The sequence below is a fragment of the Pseudonocardia sp. GCM10023141 genome (genome assembly GCF_042653605.1).
On record NZ_JBHSIR010000050.1, the window covers coordinates 107,568 to 125,405 of the forward strand.

Annotated in this window: 1 protein-coding gene (cut by a window edge); it reads right to left on the reverse strand. The window is 72.6% G+C overall.

What is annotated here, in order from left to right:
* On the reverse strand, positions 1-17,165 hold the 5' end (the start) of the coding sequence (locus tag ACFPFQ_RS28655; RefSeq protein ID WP_379624295.1) for a sigma-70 family RNA polymerase sigma factor. The gene continues 34,897 nt to the left of window position 1, outside the view; 17,165 of the gene's 52,062 nt are visible here — the first part of the coding sequence; it begins with the start codon at positions 17,163-17,165; its stop codon lies beyond the left edge, outside the window.
* Positions 17,166-17,838: the final 673 nt, after the last annotated feature.

Below are 17,838 nucleotides of genomic sequence, written 5' to 3' on the forward strand. Positions count from 1 at the left end.
ATGATCCCCGTCCCGAACTGGTCGAAATCACCGTCCGGTCCCTTCCACGCATCCCGCCGTTGCCGCTGCCACACCGCGCCCGTGATCCGATGGGCTGTCTGGAGTTCGCGGAGCCGCTCGATCGCAGCGTCGACGTCGTCACCCGCCATGCCGAGAATGCGGAGAGCACGGGCGAGTTCGCCTGCGGGGACGCCCTCGACCGCGGCCAGCACCTCGGCGGCGAGCGGCGCGTCCAACTGCGCCATCACGAACGGCGAGGCGATCGCGACCGGGTCGTACTCCATCATGTCCCGCGGCTGGAAGGCCGCACCATGATCGATGAGCCGGAGCACCGCTCCGAAGTAGTTCAGACCGTGGCGATCCGTGTTCGCGATGATGTAGTCGAGTACCGCGGCCCGCTGCTGATCACGATCGTCGTAGGCGGTGATGTCCTCGGTGCCGGGCTCGACATCATGCAGCCAGAGCTGTAGGGAGCCGCGGCCGTGCGGACCGTCCCACGAGACGGTGAGCGGAACGAGATCTCCCCAACCCAGAGCCAGCGCGATGAGGTGGGTGCCGAGCTCGCGAACCGGCTCCGAGAATTCCCATTCGACCGACGCGTCGTCCAGCAGACCGACCTTGTAGATCCCGACCCTGCGGCCACCTACCTCCACCGCGTACGGCCCCACCCCCTGTTCCTTGAGCGAGACCAGCTCGAAGCCGCGGTCCAGCTCGGCTCGGAGCCGGTCCAACGCCAGTCGCGCGGCGGGATCCAGCAGGTCGGCCCCCCACTCGCCGGTCAGGATCTTCCCCAGCGGGAACCCGAAGAGCGGGGCGGTCGTGATGGCGTCCAGCATCCTGAACAGCGGCATCAGGCCGCGCTCCGGGCGCGGTCCGTCACGCTCGGTGCCGAGCGCCTCCTTGAACGCGCTGTCGTAGGTGTCCTTCGGAGCGCGCGCCCAGTCGATGTCGTAGCCGGCGGCGCGCGCGAGCTGTCCGATGAACACCTGCAGTGAGCGCCGGTTGCCCTCGCGGAACGGGTGGATGTAGTTCAGGTCTGCGGCGAGCCTCGTGAGGTTGGAGAGGAGCTCGGCACGGTCCTGGCCCCGGAAGTGGCCGCTCGCGGCGAGTGCCTCGAACAGTTCGGTGCTGCGCGACCGCACGAACCGCGGCAGGAGGAACGTCTGTTCCTTGCGGATGTGGATCCGGCGCAGGTCACCGGCCCAGTGATAGACGTCCTGGAAGAGGTGGCGGTGGATCGCCTGCAGGTGTGCCAGGTCGAAGTCGCCGGGAATCGGTCGCCTGCGCAGCTGCTCGGCCCGCATCTCGACGAACCAGTCCTCGGCGCTGTCGAGGTGCGCCTGCGTGGTCACGCCGAGCAGGTTGCGCAGCACGCCGGTGCCGGGCCGGAGGTAGACGAACTCGTTGTACGTCTTGTTGATCAGGTTGATCAGGTCGAGAGCATTCGTGGCGTGGGCTTCGTCGTCGTGATGCTGCGTCGCGTCGAGGTGGAAGTCCACCTCGTGCTTCAGCACGTCGTCGAGACGGCCGAGCTCCACCAGCAGCGCGTGCTGCTCACGGATCATGACGACCACGCCGCCGCTGCGGTGCCGCACGCTGACCGCCCAGATCCGACGGGCGGCGTCTCCCGCCCCCGCGGGCGTCATCCCCTCGGCGACGAGCACATCGATCATGCGGTCGCGGTCCACGAGCTCGAGCAGGTAGGCGGTGCGCGCGTCGGTGGCCGTTGCGTCCCGCCACTTCGTCGCCGCATCAGCCAGCCGCGACGCGCCACGTTCGACGGCGGGTTGCTCTGCATCGCGCAGGTCTGCGAGCAGGCCGGTGCGAGTGTGGGAGAGGTGCTGCGGTCCCGGCGGTGGGATGCCGGTCGACGGCCCGCCCGGCCGGAACTGGATCGGATCCGTCGCTGCCGAGCGCGGTCGCCCGCCGGGATCCGAGGTGTCGCCCACCTCGTCGGCGGTCGTGCCGGCCGGTCGCTGGGGTCCGTCGCCCGGCCCGGCGCCGGGTGATCCACCGGAGCCGGCCGCGGTGCCGCCTGCCGGCGGCGTGGCGTCCATCCCGGTGGGGACCGGGGTGGTCGGAGCGCCGGCAGCGTTCTCGTGCAGTGCTGCCCGGAACCGCTTCTTGGTGTTCTTGCCCCACACCAGACCGTGCGCCGCAGCGAACTCGCCGATCTCGCGGGAGACGGAGTACCCGGTGCCTGATCCGCTGTTGAGCAGGCGCTGCAGAGCCGGCGGCGCGATCTCGCCGTTGATCACCAGCCGGTGCAGGTCGTCGAGCACCTGGGCCGGGACGTCGCGCCGTGAGAGCAGGCGCAGCTGTTCGCGCAGCTCCTGAGCGGCCAGCACGGCGTTGAGGCGCGTGCCGAGCGTGCCGGCCGCACCGGAGGGGAACCGGCCGAAGATCTGCTCGCGCACCGCCACGAACACCTCGGTCCGGTCCCGGGCCTGCTGGGCAGCGGAGCGCAGCCCGTTGGTCAGGTTCGGGTCGCCGCCCGCGGCGAGCGCCTGCTGCTGCAGGGCATCAGCGCGCTTGCCCCAGAACTGCGCGGCGGCGGTCAGCTGCCCGTACCAGGCCCACGCCTGCGGTGTCAGCTCCGCGCGGGCACCGGGCGGCAGCGTGGAGAGCAGGCCGCGCAGAACGGCGAGGGTCACGTCGAGCTGACGGGCGTCGAAGCCGGCCGTGTTCGCGGGTTCGGCCTGGCGGATCCGGTAGAGGGTGTGGACGGCCTGCTCGGCGGTGATGCCGGTCTCGGTGCCCAACCCCCACCGGGGACCGTTCGGCGCGAAGACCGTCGGCGCGATCCGGCTCAGGTCCGCCAGCACCGCGGCGGCACCCTGATGGTCACCGTTCGCGGCCAGGCGCTGCGCGAGCTCCACCGCTTCGAGCGACACGCCGCGGTCCGGCGCGGAGAAGCTCAGGTCGCGGCTACCGGGGGGACTCGAGGCGGAGTGCTCGCCGACGATCTCGCGGTAGGTGTCGAGGGCGTGGTCCAGCGACTCCCGCGCGTGGCTCAGTGTTCTCGACTTCTCGTCGAGCCCGACGGCGGCGCCGGTCCGGACCATGGCCTGGGCCGCGGCGAGCTCGTCACGCGCGGCGATGACCGCGGCCCCACGCCTGCCGACCTCTGCGGCGGCCGCACCCAGCTGCTCGTCTCGCGCCGCGCGGGCCCGCGCTCCGAGCGCCACCTCGGTCGACGGCTCGACGTCCGTGCGCTTGGCCGTCGAGAACCGACCCGACTTGCCGGCCGTGGACGCGGCCGTCGTCGTGGTGGCGTCCTCGGGATGGGCGGCGAGGTGCTTGAGCTGGGCGGTGTTGCGCTTGCCCGCTGCCTTCTGGGCCTTCTCGAACAGTGGGAGGACGGCGGCATCGTCGATCGCCCCGGCCGCGTCGCGGTGCTTGTCCTGCAGCTTGCGCAGCTTGCGAGGGCCGACGTTCTGCGCCAGCAGCGGGTCGTCGAGCGAGAGCATCGTCTCGGTCGACCCGCGGTTCGTCTGGCGTGCCGTGCGCAGCTCGGCCTGCCTGCCGAACCGCGGGCTCTCCCCGAAGTGGGTCTGGATGACGTGCATGCCACCGGCGGCATCGACCGCAGCGGCGTCGGCCGCGACCCGCTCCTTCGGCAGGCCCAGGTGGGCCGCGTCGCCGCCGGGCTCGTAGTGCACGGCCCGCCCGGCGATGTTCGTGGCGAAGTTGATCGCGCCGGGCCGCCCGGCGCCCGCCGCGAACTCGGCCTCACGGTTGGCGCGCACCGGCCGCGCATTGAGCACGCCGACGGCTGCCGGTCCAGCGGCCTCGTCCTTCGCGATGAGCTCGCCGACCGTCCTGGCGAGCAGCTCGGTCTCGGGGATCGACCTGCCGACGACGAGAACCGGTCGCCCCTGCCGGCTGACGGCCAGTGCCCGCTCGGCGACGGCCTGCAGCCATCCCTCGGTGGTGGCGTGGATCGTGACCGGCTTGTTCGGGTCCAGGTCGGGCTTCGGTGCGGGGATGGGCTCGACCTTCAGGCCGTAGACCTTCGCCAGCGCACCCGCCTCGGACGCGGCGGTGCCGGTCATGCCGGCCACGGTGTCGTAGCCCTCGAGGAACTGCATGATCGTGGTGCTGGCGACGGTCTGCTGCGGGTCGCCGACCGTCAGCCGTTCCTTCGCCTCGATGAACTCGTGCAGCCGGCCCTGGTAGCGCCGGCCCGGCAGGGCCCGCCCGATGTTCTCGTCGACGATGAGGACGCTCGCGTCGTCGCCGATGACGTAGTCCTTGTCGCGCTGCCAGCCCTGCGCCGCCAACGCGACCTTGACGTCCGCGCGCTGGGCAGGGGTCAGCTCGGCCAGCCGGCGCTTTCCCTCGCGGGTCGGGCGGCCCTCGGTGACGAGCCCGTCCGACAGCAGCGTCCGGGCGATCCGCGTGGCCTCGTAGACCTCGTCGGTGTGGGGCGCCGCACCCGGCGTCGGCTCCGAGAGCACTGCCGGGCTGCGTGCCAGGTCCAGCAGGATCTGGTCGGCCTCGTCCAGCAGCACGTGTGCGCGGTCGCGCTGCACCACCAGCTCGGTGTCGGGGCGCCCGTCGCGCAGGGCGTCGTGCATGAACTCGTGCGCCTCACCGATGGTGATGGCCTTGCCGTACGCCTCCTTGCGCGCCTCGGGACGGTGCGGAGCATCATCGGTGTAGATCCTCCCGACCTCGATGCCCTGCCTGCTCAACACCGCGTCGTAGGCCTCCCACGTCGTGTGGGTGGCTCCCACGTCGTGGGTCATCACGTGCACGCCGCGACCGTCGAGGGACCGCCAGGCGGCGTAGACCATTCCCACGGCGGTCTTGCCGCTGCCGGACACCAGCTCGGCCACGGTGCCGCGAAGATCGCGCCCCAGCAGCGACAGCAGCGTCGAGTGGCTCCCGGACTGCGGCGACAGGCCCATCGCGAGCACCGCCAGCAGCTGCGGGTCGCTCAGCCGGAACCCGAACTGGCGCCGGATCGACTCCAGCATCAGCCCGAGACCCTTGACGAACACGCCCTTCAGCGACGCGCCCGCTGCCACCTGCTGTTCCAGGTCGGAACGCCAGCCGCGCTCCTGTGCGCGCAGTTCCTCGTCGGACAGCCGGGTGCCGTCACCGTGTCGGGCCGCGTTCTCGAGGTCGGCAGCAGCCGCCCGGATCGGCGCCAGCACCCGCTGGACCGCAGGATCGCTGGGCTCGACGACCGCCGGAGCGGTCGTGGAATCGGTGAGCGGCGGCGAGGTCCCCGACGTGGTGCCGTCGACGTTGCGGGTGCCCGCCGCAGCTCCGTCGCCCCGTGGACGATCCATCGCGGGCTCGATGGCGGGTCGGTCCGGGCCGGTGCCGGACCGATCCGCCACGTCGCCAGCCGCCTTGACGCCCGCCGCCTTGACGCCCGCCACCTTGACACTGGCGAGCTCCTTCGCCACGACAGCGGCGGCGTCCGCAGCGGATTCCACGATCGGGTCCGCACCCGGGTTGTAGACGTCGCGCCGGACCTCGGCCAGGCGGCCGTCGGACTGCGGACCGCCGACGCGCACGACGCCCTGCTGGATCGGGACACCGTCCACCTCGACGGTGGGTGTCACGGTCTCCAGCACCGTCGCACCCTCTCGACCGGCGGCAGCCGGGGCACCGGTGACCGTCAACGGCGAGTCCGTGACGAACGGCTCGCCCGCATGGCCCCGCACCGTGACGCCCTGGCCGCGCAGGTGTTCCAGTGCCTGCCTGGCCTGCACCGATGCGCGGACGTCACCGGCGGCGACGGCCTCGCGATGGGCCTGCCACAGGCGCGACGCCACCTGTGCCAGCTCGGTCGGTGTCGCGGTCGGGCCACGGTCACCTGTCGCAGGCTCCGCCGCGCCCCGAACCGCACGCACCACATGAGAGGTGCCGTCCTCGGCCACCAGGATGTTGCGCACCGAGGGCTGGTCGGCGAACGCGTTCTTGATCTCGACCTCGGTCGTTCCCAACCGCGCCGCCGGCTCCGCCGTCGAGATCATCCGGTTGGACGTCATCACGTCGTCGATGCGGCTCATCAGCGGTCCATCCGCACCACCCGGTACCGGGGACTCGGCGACGGGGCCGCCGATCTGCGCGATGTTGTCCGGTGCGGTTCGGCTACCGCCCGATCCCACCCCGTCCGGGCCGTCCGCCACGCGCCGTACCCACAACGCGCCGTCCCTGGTGAACAGCTCATAGCCCGGGTGGGCCACGGCGAAGCCGATGACGTCCTTCTCGGGAATCGGCCGCGAGCCGGCTTGCGCGGCGACGACGCTCACCGGCGCCTCGGTGAACGTCCCCGGAACCCAGCTGCCGTGCGACGCCGCCGGCTCACCGACGAACGGATCGGCGTTGGCCCAGTCGTTGGTGAAGAACTCGCCGAACGCATCGGCGAGCGCGCGCCCGCCCAGGTCGGATCGCGCGTTCCGGTAGGCCTGGTCCAACGCCGTGAAATCGGCGGGGAGCTTCGCACCCGCCACGAGGTCGGCGCCACCGCGCTGCGTCCAGCTCGACCGGTAGGCCGCATCCAGCGACTCGGGGGTGAGTGTCTGGACCGCTCCCCACGTCGGCTTCTCGAGCCCGAGGCTCCGGTAGGACCGCGCCGTGTTCAACGCACCCAGCCCGGATGTCCCGACCTCGCCGCTCAGCGACGCCAGGCCGCCCAGCTTCCCGGTGGTGAGGTCCAGCCCGCGGCTGACGGCGTTCCAGCGCTGCGCCGCCCCGCTCTGCTCGGACACCGCCGCGGTGGAGGCCCGGGACGCAGCATTGAGGGAGCCACGGTTGGTCCGCTCGGCCAGCGCGCCCAGCCCGTCACCGGCGACCGTCGCCGCACCCCGCCCGAGCAGGCCCGCGGCCTTGCCGGGGAGCGCCATCACCGTCATGGGGGCGCCGACGACCTTCGCCAGCGTCTTCTGGACGCGCACCCCGTCCAGGAGGCCGCGGCCCAGGCTGATCGCCCCCGACTGCGCCGCGGTCAGTCCTGCGGGCTTCACCATCTCGCCGGAGTGGATCCGCTCGATCGTGCCCAACTTGAGCCCGGAGGCGAGTTCCAGGTTCGAGACCTTCGCCAGGCCCTCCGCAGCCCCGGCCCGGAGCCCCCCGGCCAGCGGCCCCGTCACGAGTGCGAGGTTGCCGAGGTCCTCGATGGCGGTGGTGAACGGCTTGTCCTTGTAGGCGCTCCAGTCCCCGCTGGAGATGCGCCCGAACGTGTGGCCGAACGACTCGCCGATCCCGGTGGTGAACGGGAACATCGACGCCCAGGTCCGGCCGTTGTCCTCGCTGGGCAGCACGGCCTGCAGCGGCCGGGAGTCCCCGATGACGGCGGAGGCCGCTCCCGCCCCGGCGATGGTGGCCAGCGAGTAGACGTCCTTGCCCCCGTGCAGGACGAGGCCGGGCAGGAACGTCGCGACGTTGCCGACGGCGTCCGCGCCGTCGGCGCTGATCCGCGGCCCGTTCCCGTCATGGAAGTCCATGACCTTCCTGGCGCCGATCGAGGCCATGTTGTGGATGTTGTCCAGCGTGGCGGTCATCCAGTCCTGGCTGAACTTGCCGTAGTCCGACTCCAGGGAGCTCTTCGCGTCCGAGCTGAGATGACCGGTCCAGTAGTCCCAGTCGTCGGGGTGGTTCGCGCCGTGGGCGTACCAGTCCACGTAGCCGCTGAGCTCCGGCGCCTTCGGATCGGTCCGGCGCTGCGCGTCGACGGCGGCCCTGACGAAGTCGGGATCGCTGAGCAGCGCGTCGTGCGTGCCGGAGACGTCGCCTGCCATCGCGTTGCGCGGTGCCAGCGCGTAGGCGGCGATGTTGGCCTTCAGGTTGGGGTCCATCTTCGGCCAGGCCTCGGCCAGGCCACCGCCGCGGGCCTGCATGTCCCTGTCCAGCTTGGGACCGACGATGACGGCGGTCTGGGCGTACGTGACATCGGGCAGCCCCGAGGACGGCAGGTTCATCCCGGAGAGGTAGCTGGAGTAGTAGTTCAGCGGCCGGTCCCGTACCGCGTCGTAGTTCAGGTCGGCCAGCGTGTCGAGCGGGTGGTAGGTCGTTGCCATGGCGTGGGTGCGGGGGTCCGACGAGGCGGTGAGTCGCTGGTCGAGCGCCCGGGTCCGGTCCAGCTCGTCGCTGGCGGCGTGCAGGTCGGCAGCGAACGTGTCGTTGCCGGACGCATCGGCGAAGGCCAGGTCACTGATCCGCAGCTGACCCTTGACGGCGTTGATCCGGTCCTGCTGGGCCCGGGTGGCGTCGGCGATGTTCCCCGGCTCCGCCAGCAGTTTCTCGCGCTGGGCGTCGAGGTCCTTCTTCTCCGACGGCGTCGCCCCGCCGCGGGCCATGACCTCGTCGACCGCCTTGTCGTAGGCCGTGGCGTGCTCGTTGTAGGCCACCGTGAGCGGGGCCTGCGCCTTCTTCAGGTCGACGGTCGCGCGCCCCAGCTCGTCCTGCTGGTCGGCGATGATGGTGATGGCCTGCTGGCGCTGTGCCTCGGTCGGGTCGCCCTTGCTCGGGTCGTACCCGTTGTGCGGGTCGGCCCCGTTGAGCACCTTCGCCACGACCGTGTTGTCCTTCGCCGCCTGCACGGCGGCGGCGCTGATGTCCGGCGCGGTCCAGTGGTTGTACTTGAGGACGTCGAGCCGCTCCTGGGCCGCACTCCAGCGGTCCGCCAGGCCCGGCGCCTGCTGGTCGATCGCGGTGCGCAGCGGGTCGATCTGCGCGGCCTCGGCGGCGTCGATCCGGCCGTCGTCGGCCAGCGCGTCCTCGGTCAGCTGGTGGAGCTGCCGGACCTGCCCGTTGCCCGACCGCCGGCCGTTGGCGTCGGCGGGACCGAGGACCAGATCGGTGTACTCGGACCGGGACTCCCGCGCGGTGGCGGTGTCCTCCAGCGCGCCCATCATGACGTTGTCGCGGCTGATCTGCTCCGGAGCCTTGGCCGGCACGCCGGGTTCCGCCATCTTGCGGATCGGGGCCTCACCCATGAGGTCGGAGACGGTCATCCCCGTCAGCTGCAGACCCGGGTCATAGGTGATCACGTCCAGGCCGTCCGGTCGCGCCGGCGCCTTCATGATGATGTCGTCCCCGCCGGCCAGGCCCTTGCCGGGAAGCGGGGTGCAGGCGCCGCCCGTGGCCTCGCAGTACATCCCGGCGTGGTTGCCGTCCTTGTCGCGGTAGAGCAGGCCGGTCCGGCAGTCCCCGCCGTGGCCGTTGTCGCAGCTGACCTTGTCCCCTTCCCGGTTGCTGCCGATGCAGCTGGCCTGCGCCGTACCCGTCGAGCAGACCGCGCCGCCGCCGCTACCGTCCGCTGCCCGGTTGAACTGCGTGAAGGAGCAGTTCGCCCCGATGCACTGCTGCCTGTCGCCCTCCGGGGTGTAGCGGGTGACGCCGCCGACGTTGCTGCCGTCGAACAGCTCCACCTCGCCCCACCCGTTGGGACGCGGGCCGCTGCCCGTGGCCAGGTGCTCCGCGAGCCGGCAGTTCGTGCACGTCGTCACCGGGTTGTAGGTGGCGCTCGCCGTGCCGGGCCGGACCGAGGTGCAGTCGCCGACGCACTTCAGGTAGCCACCCTTGCCCTGCTCGTCGGGTGTCAGCGCGGCGAGGCCCTTCTTCGGGTCCTGCGCCTGGTTGGCCATCGAGTACCCGTCGGCGAACGCGATGGAGCCCGGCCCGGCCACCGAGTACACACCCTGCTGGCCCGGTGCCCGCGTGGCGATGTCGGCGACGCTGTGCGCTGCGCCGCCGGTGATCGTGTCGCCTTCGGCGGTGGTGAACTTGCCGACCCCGTGGAAGTTGAAGACAGCCTGGCCGGTCGCGTTGGCACCGAACGTCGTGAGGCCACCGCCCGTGCTCAGGTGATCAACACCGAAACCGGGACCCTGCGGGTTGATCGCCTTGATGTTCGCAGGCAGGTCGACCTTCGGACCGGCGTACTCGACCGCACCGTCGATCTGGCCCTCGAACGGTGCCCGGGGCCGGTCGACCAGCTGCACGGTGTTCGTGACACCGGCGCGGTCCGGGGTGATGTGGACCGTGGCACCGGTACGGCCGTCGGTGATGCTGCCCTGGCCGCCCACTGTCGTCCGCGTCCGGCCCTGCGCATCCTGACCGATCCCGGCCCGGGTCTCTCCCGTGACCACGTTGCGACCGACGCCACCGGCGGGTCCCGCGGTGGACGACACGAACCTGCGGTCCGTCGCCGCCTTCGGGTCGTAGTCGGCCTTCGGCCCGTTGCCGACGCCACCCGCGTGGCATGCGTCGGACACGGCACAGACGTTGCGGTCCTCCGTGCCGTTGTCGGCGGTGCGGACGACGACGCGCGTCACCTTCTTGCCGGCGCCGACCCGGAGGTTGCCGGAGCCGTCGTCGATCGGGACCGTCACCGTCTCGTAGCCGCCCTCGGCCACGACGACCTCGGGCCCCATCGGCCCGATCGGGTTCCCGTTCTTGTCGACCGCGACGCCTGCCGCCCGCCTGCGCGCGGCCTCCGCCGCCGCGGCCCGGCGGCGCTGCTCCTGGAACGACGGCGTGGTCGCGGTGAAGACGTTCGTCCCGCCCTGCGTGAAGTTGCCGCAGTCGCCCGTGCACTCGCTCCATCCACCGCGGGCCATCCCGGGGACGGCGTGCGCCGTCACGCCGCAGCCACCGTTGCTGCCGGAGCACTTGCCCCAGCGGTTCGCGTCGTTCCAGCCGCCCCAGCCCGTCTCGGTGGGGTTCTGGAACCCGCGGGCCTTGTCGTGGGCCTCCGCGGAGAACGACGACGTGCAGTTCGCCGCACCGACGCACGTCGCCGAGGCCTCGGCGTGGTTGCCGCGCGCGGCGGCCGACGCCGTGACCGCGACGCCGCCGGCACCGGTGGTCCCGCCCCCGGAGCCGTGCGCGTAGGCCGTCGCCTTCGAGCCGGTCCGGCCGTCCTTCGCCGAGGCCGACCTCGTCGCCTCGTAGTGGTAGCTGCACTGGGTGCCCTCGGTCGCCTGGCACGACGCCGATGCCTGGGCCCAGCCCGGGCCGCTCTCGGCGGTGGCCGACGTGACGGCCTGGCCGCCGCCGACCGTTCCGTCGAGGAAGCCGACAGCGTCGGCATGCGCGCCTGCTGCCGTGGCGTGGCTCTCCGCGCGATAGGAGAACGAACAGGTGGAGCCGTCGGTGCCGGCACAGGTCGCGCCCGCGAGCGCGTAGTCCCGGCTCGCCCCGACCCGGCTCGAGACGGCGCACTGCCCGTCCGTACCCGCCGTGCAGTCGGAGTGCGCGGCAGCGGTGTTCGTGCCGCCGAGCGCGTCGGAGTGGCCGGCCCCCTCCGTATGGGTCGTGCAGCCGGTGCCCGCGCACGTGGCGTTGACGTCGGCGAGATCCTTCCCGACCGATCCACCGGTACCGGCCTGGCACCCACCGGCGGTGGCACACGTGGCATTCGCCGTCGCGTTCACCGTGGCCGAACCGGCCGCGGAGGTGGTCGACGTCGCGCGGGTCGCGCAACCGGTCGCCGTGCCGTTGGCACACATCGCGGTGACGAAGGCGCCGGTGCTCCCGAAGCTCTCCTCCGGCTTCGCACCGGCAGCCGATGCCGACAGGGTCGTTCCGGCCGTCAGTTGCGCCTGGCAGGCGGTGGTGCCGTCGCAGCGGGTGTCGCCGCTCGCCGTGCTGCGCGACTGCCGCCCGTCCGATCCCGCAACGGCTTCGGCGGAGCCGGTGACCGCGCCGGTGCACCCGGCCTCGGGGCAGCTGATCTGCGAGCCGGTCTGGCCCGAGCCGGAGACGCCCGGGACCGGCGTCGCTGCCGCGCCGTCGCCCGTGGTCTGGCCCGAGTCGCGCCCGGTGATCGTCGAGGCGTTGCTGCTCGTCGCGCATCCCGATGCTGCCGCGGTACAGGTCGCGTCGGTGTGGGACGTGCCCGGCACGCCCGAGGTGTCACCGGTCGTCGTCGCCGTGCAGCCCGCGCTCGCGCACCGTGCGGTGACGAGCGACTGGCTCGACGTCGCAGGTGCGTTCGTCACCGGCTTCTTCGCCAGGTCCGCTGCCTGCGTGGCCGCGTCGCTCGCCGCCTTCGCAGCGGCAGCCGCGTCGGTGGCCTTCGTCTTCTCCTGCGCCGTCGCGCCCTGGCGGGCGGCGATCTGCGCAGCCTGGTCTGCGTCCTGCTTCGCCTGCGCGGCCTGCTGGGCCAGCTGCGTGGCGTTGGTGTTCTGCTGCTCCGCGATGATGTCGGCGACAACCTGGCCCGAACCCGCGGTGGAACCCGTCTCGACGTGGCAGGCGCCCGCACCCGAGCAGCTGCCGCTGGTGGTCGAGTTGCCCGCTGGGGGGCCGCGGGCCCCGTCGGCACCGGTCAGGGCGGTCGGGCCGGCGCTGCCCGCTGCCGAACTGGTGGCCGTGCCCTTGCACCCGGCGTCGCCACCGGCGCAGTCGAGCGTGGCGTTGGCCATCGTCCACGAGGAGGCACCCGCGACGGTCGGGCCGCCGTTGTTCGCGCTCGAACCCGGGGCCGTCGGTGCCGGCGGGGTGGCGGGCTGGTCCGGGCCGGGAGCCTTGCCGCCCTGGTCGGTCGGGGGAGCCTGCGGCTGGTCCCCGGTGGTGCCGGAGGTGACCGTGGCGTTCTGCGTCGACCGGGCCTGCACCAGCGGGGCGATGCTGTTGGCGTCGGGCCCCGACGAGGCACCGGAGTTCGTCACCGCCTGACACACACCACCCGAGACACCCTCACACGAGCCCTCGCTGTGGGAACCGCGCGGATCCGGCGACACCGACGGATCGGTCGCCGTCGCCGCGCTCGTCACCTTGCCCGAGCACGCGCTCTGACCCTCGCAGGTCAACGCCGCACCCGAGGCCGACGCCGCCGACGGGCCCGCACCCAACCGGGCAACGTTGGTCTTCTGGTCCGGGCCCGCCATCACCAGCGCCGAACCGGGACCGGTCGAGGCGTTCGACACCGACTGCACCTGGCAGCCACCCGTGCCACCCGCACAGCTCGCCGTGCCCTCCGACGTGCGCGGCCTGCCGCCGTCAACCGCGCCGTCGAACGCCGTGGTCGAGGTGTGGACCGTGCCCGAACAGGCCGCGCCCGCGGCGCAGTCGACGCTCGCACTCGAACTCGACATCGACGTCGGGCCGCTGGACGGCTGGCCCGCCGCCGGCTTCCCCGTGGTCGGGTCGATCACGATGTAGTCCGCGGCGCTGGAGGCCTTCGACGACGACGCACCCTGGCAACCGCCACCGGTCACCGTGCAGTCCGACGCCGACGAGGTGCCACGCGCCGCCGGCGACACCGCGGTGTCACGGGCACTGGTGGCGGTCGTCGTCGAACCACCGCACGCGGTGGTGCCCCCGGTGCACTGCACGTTGGCGGTCGCCGCGGAGACGCTGGCCGGGCCTGCCACAGCGGCAACACCCGTGATGGGGTCGACGGTGGCAGAGGCGGCGCGGTCGGCGACCTTCGTCGTCGTACCCGTCCGGCAGCCGGCGCCGGTGCCGTGGGCGGTGCAGCCGGCGGTGGCGCTGCTGTCACGGATCCCGACGATGTCGCCCGACGCTCCACCGGATGTGGTGGTCGCGCCGGAGCCGGTGCAGGTGTCCGTGGTGCAGTCGACCGTCGCGTTCGCGGTGCTCGACGCGGTCAGCTCGCGACCGGCCGCGGTCGCGGGCTCGACCGTGCCGTCGGCGTTGTGGTCGCCGACGTCGGAGGCCGACTCGCTCGAGCAACCACCCGCGGTCGCCTCGCAGTTGGATGCGGAATTCGTCTCGCGGACGGCCGGACCGGCCGGGGCCGCGGCAGGTGCAGCTGCCGCGACTGCGGTCGGAGCTGCCGCGGCCGGCGCGGTGATCCTGCCCGTGGTCGCGGTGCTCGCCTTGCCGGTGCAACCGACCGTGGCGCCGCAGTCGACGTGGGCCGAGGTCTGGCTGTGCGCGCCGCCGTCGCCGTCGGTCACGACCGCGGGTGCAGTGGAGGTCGATGTGGCCGTGGTGTCGAGGAGCGCGTTGCGGGTCGCGACCTTCGGCGCCGCGGTGTTCACCGGGTTGTCGGCGACCGTGCTGCTGGCCGCGTCGCACCCGCCGGAGGTGACCTCGCAGTGCGCCGTGCCCGAACCGTCGCGGGTGGTGTCGACGACCGCGCCGGTGGCGTTGGCCTTCGTCGACGTGTCGCCCTTGCCGGTGCAGCCGGTCTGCTCGCCGCACTCGACCTGGATCGTCGTGTCGCTCCTCCCGGCGGCGCCCCGATCGTCGGCGGTCGAACCGGAGTGGGCGCGGCAACCGCCCGCGGTCACGCTGCAGTCCGCTGCGCCGTCGGTGGTGCGAGCCGGTGCCGGAGCGGCCGGGGCCGCCGCCGCGGCGGTGGCCGGGACGGTCGTGCTCGACGCGCCCGACCTCGTGGTGGCGTTGCCGGAGCACCCGACCGCACCGTCGCCGCAGCGCGCCTGCGCGTCGGCCTGTACGGCACGACCCTCGTCGAACCGCACCGCCGTCGACAGGTCGCAGCCACCGCTGGTCGCCGCGCAGTGCCCGGTGCCGCTGCCGTTCCCGCGCTGATCGTCCCCGACCGGCGTTCCCGCGGACTTCGCGGACGCCGCTTGACGATCAGTGCCGGTGGTGCGGTCCGCGCTGCGGGAGGCGCCCGTGCTGGACGCGTCGCACAACCCGTCGGCGGTGCGGCAGGCAGCGTCCGCGCCTGCGAGGTCGGAGACTCCCGACACGCCGCACTTGCCGGTGCACGACACCGAGGTGGCGGTGCGGTCCGGGGCCGTCGTACCCGGCTCCGGGATGCGGTCGGCCGGGCCGTTCGTGGCGCCGGTGCACTTGCTGCCGTCGGTCTCGCAGAGGGTGCCGGCACCGCTGGCCGTCGCCTGGCTGCTCTGCCCGCAGTCCCCGACGCCCGACGCGCACCATGCCGTGCCGGTGATGTCGCCCTTGTTCGTGTTGCTGCCGCAGCCCTGCTCGGCTCCGGTCAGCACGCACGACGCCGAGCCCTTCGTATCGCCCGACGCGGTCGACACACCACAGCCGGTGGAGACGCCGGCGAGCGCGAGGCAGCGGTCCTGCTGCTGGCCGTCCTTCGACGTGCTCGTCGCGTCGCACTCGTAGAAGGCGCCGCTGGAGCCGCAGCCCGCGACGGAGCCGTCGCTCGGGGCCCGGGACGGGACGGTGTTCGGGGAGCTGAGCTCGGTGGCCCGGCGCAGCTCGTCGGTCGCGTCGTAGACCTTGTCCTTCTGCGTGTCGTACTGCGCGACGTTGGCCTCGTGCGCCGCGGCGGTGACCTTGCCGGCCGCGACCTGCTTCTGCTCGGCGTCCAGATCCGCCTGGGTCTTCGTCAGTGCGGCGTGGCCGTCCACGACCTCGTCCACGAGCTGCGAGCGCTCCGGGTCGATCTTCGCGCGGTCCGCTGCGAGCTGCTGCTCGCGTGCCTGCTGCGCCGCCGCGTGCTGGGCGTGGTCCGCGGCCGTGACCTTCCCGGCCGCAACGTCCTTGGCCTCCGCGTCGAGGGCCTTGGCACCCTGGTCGACCGCGATGCGCCCGTCGAGCACCTTCTCGGTGTTGCGCGCGTCCTGATCGCGGTACCGGTCGCCACTGTCTGCAGAGGAGGCGAACCGACCGATCAGGGAGCCGTCCCGCGGCGGGCCGCGGGAGCCCGTGGCACGGTCGGCGCCGAGGCGCGTTCCGCGGTCCGCGCAACCCGTTCCGGTCAGCGTCGGGCAGGGCCGCGTGCCGCCCTCGCGGCCACCGAGCGTCGCGGTGTCAACTGCCGAGCCGGCCGCCGATTTGCCACCCGCCTTGCCACCGTCGAGGAGCGAGAGCAGTGGCGCGACGAGCGTCGCGAGATCACCGTTGCGCATGCTGTCGGCGCCGCCGCGAGCCCCGGCCCCGGGGAGCCGGCCGGCCTCGGCGACGAGAGCCGAGACGGCCTTGCTGATGTCCTCGCCGCGACCGGCCGCATCGCGGATCGCGGAGCCGCGTTCGATCATGCGGGCGCCGAGGTCGTTGATGTCGGCCGCCTTCAGCGCGCCCTTCGTCATCCGCTCGACGGAGGTGCCCAGCGTTGTGGCACCCCTTTCGCCGGTGAGCCCACGAGCGATCTCCCGAGCGTTTGCCGGCAGATCCTTCAGCGCATCGAGACCGGCAATCGCGCGCTTCGCCGATTCGCCCCGATCATTTCCACGCTGCTCATTTCCACGCTGCTCATTTCCACGCTGCCCATTTCCGCGCCGCTCAGTTCCACGCTGCTCAATTACGCGGCGATTGTTCGATGCCTGCGCCTTCGTGCCGTGCTCGCTCGCGTCCTGCGCCCGATCGATCGCCTCGCCGGCGCGCTGCTCGACCAGCTCCTCGACGGAGGCCCCGATCTTCGCGGCACCGGTCTTCGCCGCGGCGGGCCTGGCTGCGGCGGGCTTGGCTGCGACTGGCTTGGCTGCGACTGGCTTGGCTGCGACTGGCTCGGCGGTGGCGGCCTTCGCAGCCCGGACCGCCTCGGCGGTGATCGCCTTCGCACCCTCGGCGCCGGCGCGGGCCGCCTCCCGGACGCGATCGGTCACGCGCTTCGCGGTGTCGTCGCCGACAGCCCTTCCAGTGTCCTTCGCGGCCGGGCGGGCCTTCGCAGCGGCGCCTGAGCGGTCCTCGCCATTGTCACTCTGCGTAGCGTTGCGGACAGCGGCGGCGGCCGCCCGCTCAGCGTCCTGGCGGACCTTCGTCACGAGCTGCTGGGCGGCGGCGGTCTGCTGCTCGACGATCGAGCGCGCCTGCTCGCGAGCGGCTGCCGCGATCTCCTTTCCGAGATCGGGCTGGTCCTTCTTCGGCTCCGCCTTCGCCGTTCCGGAGTTCGTGGGGGCCTTGTACTCGGGGGCCGGCTTCGGAGCATCAGCCTTCGGAGCATCAGCCTTCGGGGTCTCCTTCTTGGCGGAGTCCTTCTTGCTGTCATCGTTCTTCGGTGCGTCCTCCGACTTCCCGTCGGATCCAGCGGGCTTGTCCTTGCCTCCCTTCTGGGAGCCCGGCTGCGTCGTCATGGCGACCGGCGCGACGACGGCCGCGGAGGCCGGCGTCGCGAGGAAGGCCGCACCGATCCACAGCACCACGGTGGCGCCGGCAACGGCCAGCGTCAGCCGAAGGGCACCGAGGAGGAGGTCGAGCGCCGAGAGCCGCAGCCGCACCGCACGCGCGTCAGCACACCCGACGAGGCCGGTGGCCTCGCCGTTGTGAGCGGATCGCGAACGCATGATGAGGACTCCAGTGCGGTTGGCCGCAAGCGGCTTCAGAAAGGGAGCGGATCGCGCCGTCAGCGGCATCTGATCCGGATGTGGACATGCAGGAACACACCTGCGGAATCTCACACGTCGCGCTCGAGGCTGCGACCTGCGGCCGGACGGTCGTGTTCACGCCGGCAGTTCCACTGGTCCCGGGCCGACGGTTGCGAAGCGACAGCAACCGACCGATCCGAGACCACATCCGACCCCCTGAGGATTCGGACTCCGTGAAGGTAGGTCACCCCCGAGCCGACCGGCCAGCCACTTCACCGATCATCGAAGCGACGTGCCGCGCCGCAGGTATCGACCGCCCCCGGGAGATGCACCGGATCGGAGGTCCACCGCTTCCGGTGCGGCCACTCCCCGCCCGGGCCCCGCCGCCCCCGGCGTTGCAGGAAACCTGCGTCGCCGCGGTTCGTCAATCCGCCGGATCGTGACAACCACGGATGCGGCCGCGAAATCGCAGCGCTCACCCCGCCGCCTTCCGTGCGGCCACTCGGGGTGATCCACCGGAGAAGCCCGCCCGAGTAGCCCCCGTCGGGCCCCGTGGTGGCGATCCGACCGATCCGCCGGGACGACTCGCCCGAGTGGCACCAGGGCGGCCCACCGGAATCGCCCGCCGGGATGGCCCGCCGCGGCCGCACCG